Annotated in this window: 6 protein-coding genes; 4 read left to right on the top strand and 2 right to left on the bottom strand. The window is 61.7% G+C overall.

Annotated elements, in window-relative coordinates:
* Positions 1–327, bottom strand: a 327-nt coding sequence (locus EN964_RS25615; protein WP_164775988.1) for an FAD-dependent oxidoreductase, incomplete at its 3' end; no start/stop codon positions are given.
* Between the two features lie 97 nt (positions 328–424).
* Here EN964_RS25615 and tesB point away from each other — a divergent pair.
* From tesB to EN964_RS25635, 4 genes are all read left to right on the top strand, one after another.
* Entirely contained in the window at positions 425–1,300 is an 876-nt protein-coding gene (gene tesB / locus EN964_RS25620; RefSeq protein WP_127267326.1) for an acyl-CoA thioesterase II, read from the top strand.
* 217 nt (positions 1,301–1,517) lie between these two features.
* The gene (locus tag EN964_RS25625) at positions 1,518–1,856 is read left to right on the top strand and encodes a P-II family nitrogen regulator (RefSeq protein WP_013892292.1); all 339 of its coding nucleotides are present in this window, start codon (positions 1,518–1,520) and stop codon (positions 1,854–1,856) included.
* Between the two features lie 31 nt (positions 1,857–1,887).
* Positions 1,888–3,309, top strand: a complete 1,422-nt coding sequence (locus tag EN964_RS25630) for an ammonium transporter (protein WP_127267327.1) — start codon at positions 1,888–1,890, stop codon at positions 3,307–3,309.
* Between the two features lie 254 nt (positions 3,310–3,563).
* Complete coding sequence (locus EN964_RS25635) at positions 3,564–3,839, top strand: hypothetical protein (RefSeq protein ID WP_127267328.1); 276 nt, start codon at positions 3,564–3,566, stop codon at positions 3,837–3,839.
* Positions 3,840–3,927: 88 nt separating this feature from the next.
* On the opposite strand, the gene EN964_RS25640 is transcribed toward EN964_RS25635, so the two are convergent.
* Complete coding sequence (locus EN964_RS25640; protein ID WP_245490686.1) at positions 3,928–4,278, bottom strand: hypothetical protein; 351 nt, start codon at positions 4,276–4,278, stop codon at positions 3,928–3,930.
* Positions 4,279–4,525 lie beyond the last annotated feature (247 nt).

The raw sequence follows: 4,525 nt of genomic DNA on the forward strand, positions 1-4,525 counted from the left end.
CAGAAAGACCGGACGCACCGGATCGGCGGTGCGCGAATCGGTGATGATCATCTCGGTGATCGCCTGCGCCTGGGGCACGATCTCGGCCCACACGCCGAGCTGGTCGAGCATGCGGCAGGCGGCGGCGGCGATGGCCGAGGCGCGGCCATCCCTTTGCCAGGCGCCAGCAGGTGCGGCATCGACGAGAGCGATGGCGAGACCCGGTCGCGCCTGCTTCAGCGACACGGCGGCGGCCAGGCCGACATAGCCGGCGCCGGCGACCAGGACATCGAGCCCAGATACTGTTTTCGCGTTTGCCCCTGTTTTCGTGTCCGCCTTGCGTTCCATCATCTTCGCTCCTGCGCGCCGCCGGGTCCTGCACCCTTGACTGCCTGTCCGTCCTGTCGGAAACCGCCATAACACTTCTGCGGCGAGGGCGCGAAATATGACGGCAGCCATGGACGAGCTTCTCGGCATTCTCGACCTCGAGAAGCTGGAACACAATCTGTATCGTGGTCGCAGCCCCTTGCTCGACTGGCAGCGCGTGTTCGGCGGCCAGACCATCGCCCAGGCGCTGGTGGCGGCGCAGCGGACAGTGGATCCCGATCGGCACGTGCATTCGCTGCACGGCTATTTCATGCGGCCCGGCGACACCAAGGTGCCGATCGTCTACGAGGTCGACCGTATTCGCGACGGCGGCTCCTTCACCACGCGGCGCGTGGTGGCAGTCCAGCACGGCCAGGCGATCTTTTCGCTCGAAGCCTCGTTCCAGCAGGACGAGGTCGGTCTCGAGCACCAGGTGCCGATGCCGCAGGACGTTCCGGGGCCGGACACGTTGCTGTCGCAACGCGAATTGCTGGGCAAATTCGCCGACGCGGTGCCCGATGGCATCAAACGCTACTGGGAGCGCGACCGGCCGATCGAGATGAAGCCGGTGATGCTGAAGCATTACACCAGCCGCGAAAAGCTGGAGCCGAAGCAGAATATCTGGATCCGCACCACAGGTCCGGTGCCGGCGGACCGCGCCATCCAGGCGGCGGTGCTCGCCTATCTTTCCGACATGACGCTGCTCGACACATCGACCTTCGCGCATGGCCGCGCCATTTTCGATCGCGATATCCAGGCGGCGAGCATTGACCACGCCATGTGGTTCCATCGCAGCCATGCGCTCGACGACTGGATGCTCTACACGCAGGACAGCCCGTCGACACAGGGGTCGCGCGGCTTTACACGCGGGTCGCTGTTTGCCCGCGACGGCACGCTGATCGCCTCGGTTGCGCAGGAAGGGCTGATCCGGCTCAAGCGATCGCCTGCAGAGTAGGCATTTTTCAAAAATTGCCTAAGTTTTAGGCAGATGCACCGCTGCAGCTGTGGGCAGGTTGCGTCGGTGTGCTCTCTAATCTCTTTGTTTACAACGGGTTAACACCCTGCTTCGGCACTTGGCACGGAGCTTGAATCCTCGTGGGCACTCTCCGGCTTTTTAGGATCGGTGAAGGTGTGCAAACGCGGGGGACCGCAACAGCGAAGGGTGAAACCTTATGAAAATTGTGATGGCAATCATCAAGCCGTTCAAGCTCGACGAGGTACGCGAAGCGCTTACCGCCGTCGGCATCCAGGGCCTGACCGTCACCGAAGTCAAAGGCTACGGGCGTCAGAAAGGGCATACGGAAATCTATCGCGGGGCGGAATACGCGGTCAGCTTCCTGCCGAAGATCAAGATCGAAGTCGCCGTCAGTTCCGACATGGTGGACAAGGCTGTCGAAGCCATCACCGCCGCCGCCAAGACCGGCCAGATCGGCGACGGAAAGATCTTCGTTTTCGGCATCGATCAGGCGGTGCGCATCCGCACCGGCGAAACAGACACCGACGCGCTCTGAGCGGCGATCACGTATTCCAATGGAGAGTTCAATGAATATTCCTTCCACCTTGAAGTCAGCGGCGCGCTCCGCGCTGCTCGGCTCGTTCGCGCTCGGAGCATTGGGCACGGTCGCCGCATTCGCGCAGGAAGCGGCTCCCGCCGCGGCCGCAGCAGCGCCAGCTTTCACCGTCGACAAGGGCGACACCACGTGGATGATGGTTTCCACCGTTCTGGTGCTGTTGATGACGGTTCCCGGTCTTGCGCTTTTCTACGGCGGCCTGGTTCGCAGCAAGAACATGCTGTCAGTGCTGATGCAGGTCTTCACCATCACCAGCGTGGTCATGATCATCTGGGTTTTCTACGGCTACAGCCTCGCCTTCACCCCGGGCAACGCCTTCGTCGGCGGCCTTTCCAAGATGTTTCTCTCCGGCGTCGATGTGACGACCCTGTCGGAAACCTTTACCAAGGGTGTCGCCATTCCTGAACTGGTGTTCGTCGTCTTCCAGATGACCTTCGCCTGCATCACGCCGGCCCTGATCGTCGGCGCCTTCGCCGAACGCGTCAAATTCTCCGCTTTGATCCTTTTCGTCATCCTGTGGGTCACTTTCATCTACTTCCCGATCGCTCATATGGTCTGGTTCTGGGGCGGCCCGAGCGCTTATAGCGATCCGACGGGCCTCATCTTCAGCTTCGGCGCCATCGACTTCGCCGGCGGCACGGTCGTTCACATCAATGCGGGCATTGCCGGCCTCGTCGGCGCGCTCATGATCGGCAAGCGCAGCGGCTACAAGAAGGATCTCATGGCGCCGCACTCGATGACGCTGACCATGGTCGGTGCTTCGCTGCTGTGGGTCGGCTGGTTTGGCTTCAACGCCGGTTCGAATCTTGAAGCGAACGCCTATGCGGTGCTGGCCATGATCAATACCTTCGTCGCCACGGCGGCGGCGGCGGTCACCTGGATCGTGCTTGAATCGCTGCTGCGCGGCAAAGCCTCCATGCTTGGTGCCGTTTCGGGTGCGGTGACCGGCCTCGTCGCCGTCACGCCCGCTGCCGGCTTTGCCGGCCCGATGGGCGCCATCGTGCTCGGCATCGTCGCCACCTTCGTCTGCTACTTCTTCGTCTCGGTGGTGAAGAACACGTTCGACTACGACGACAGCCTTGATGTCTTCGGCGTCCACTGCATCGGCGGCATCATCGGCGCGCTCGGCACAGGCATCCTGGTCAATCCTGCCCTCGGTGGCGCCGGCATTGTCGACTATTCGACGGCCGACTTTGCTGCCGGCTATGCCGGCACGGCCACCCAGCTCCTGGCGCAGGCCAAGGGTGTCCTGGTGACCCTGCTGTGGTCGGGTATCGGCAGCGCCATCCTCTACAAGATCGTCGACCTGATCATCGGCCTGCGTCCGACAGCCGACGCAGAGCGCGAAGGCCTCGACCTCACCTCGCATGGCGAAGCGGCCTACCACTCGTAAGCCCGTGCGGGACGGCATTGGCCGCCCCGCAATTCCTATCCCGTCGTGATGCTCCCGAAAGGAGTTCACGCATTGAGGCCCGGATCGCATCCGGGCCTCTTTTTTTGGCAAGTCATTCCGGCAATGCCCGCCTTGGCGCAATCACGTTCGTGTGATCAAGCTTTTTGAGGAAACAACGACCGCTCTGGTTCCGAACTGGGGGGACGATCGTCGTTCTGACGCTCGTGCCAAACAACAGGGAAGGAAACCATTTCATGAACCTCAAGAATATCTGCCTTGGAGCGCTCGCTCTTTCCATGGTCAGCGGCTTTGCATTTGCCGGCGCTCTGGATGAGCCCGACAACATGGCGCCGTTCTTCACGGATTCCGGCATGAAGACCATGAAGCCGATGGCGGATTTCAAGACCGCTTTCATGGCCATGCCGATGGAAAAGCAGGAAGCGATGAAGAAGGAATGCCAGGATGCGGCGATGAGCAAGCCGTATGCGGAATTCTGCGCCAATGTGCAGGCGCTCGGCGGCGCCAACTGATTTGTCCGGTCGGGCCGAGGCCCGATCTTTGTTCCAAACGACCAATGGCGGGCCCGGCAGTCCGCCATTGTTTCGGCAGGCGGCAGCTCTATCCGCCGGCGCCGTCGTCCATCATGGTGTTCGTCAGCGCTTCATACGCGCTGCTGCATGTCCGGGAATGCGGGCAATTCCTGACGATCAGCACAGGCGCCACTGTCAGGACCGCGGCGATCAAAACCCGCAGGCCGAGGCCTCGCACTGCAAATCCCTTGCCGAAAAGACCTCTGAACAGAAAATACAGACCTTGTCCGAGGCAGGCTGTGGCGAGGATGTGCAGCAGCGGACCGGTCGCTCTGGCGAAGGGCGTCACATAGCCGTCCGGGAAGCCCACCATGCCGAGTTCGACGAACCAGTGCAAAGCGAGCAGCAAACTGAGCCCTGCCCAGGCCAGTGCCGCCACGCGAAGGAAGACGTGTTGCATGCCTTTACCCAAATTGGCGACCCTCCTTCGCCTACACTCGGCGCCATTCTTCGAGCAGCAAGCGGCTCAACCAGTGGTAACGAGGTTTGATCATCTCAACCTCTTATAGTTAATGCGCCCTTAACCTTCCCACCGATAGTCTGAGACCCGAATCTGCCGGAATGCGCCACGCACCCGGCGAGACCATGACAGACGGGGAAGAGCATGCGTTCAGGGGCTTCAGCAC

The organism is Mesorhizobium sp. M7A.F.Ca.CA.001.10.2.1, assembly GCF_003998575.1.
Lineage (GTDB): Bacteria > Pseudomonadota > Alphaproteobacteria > Rhizobiales > Rhizobiaceae > Mesorhizobium.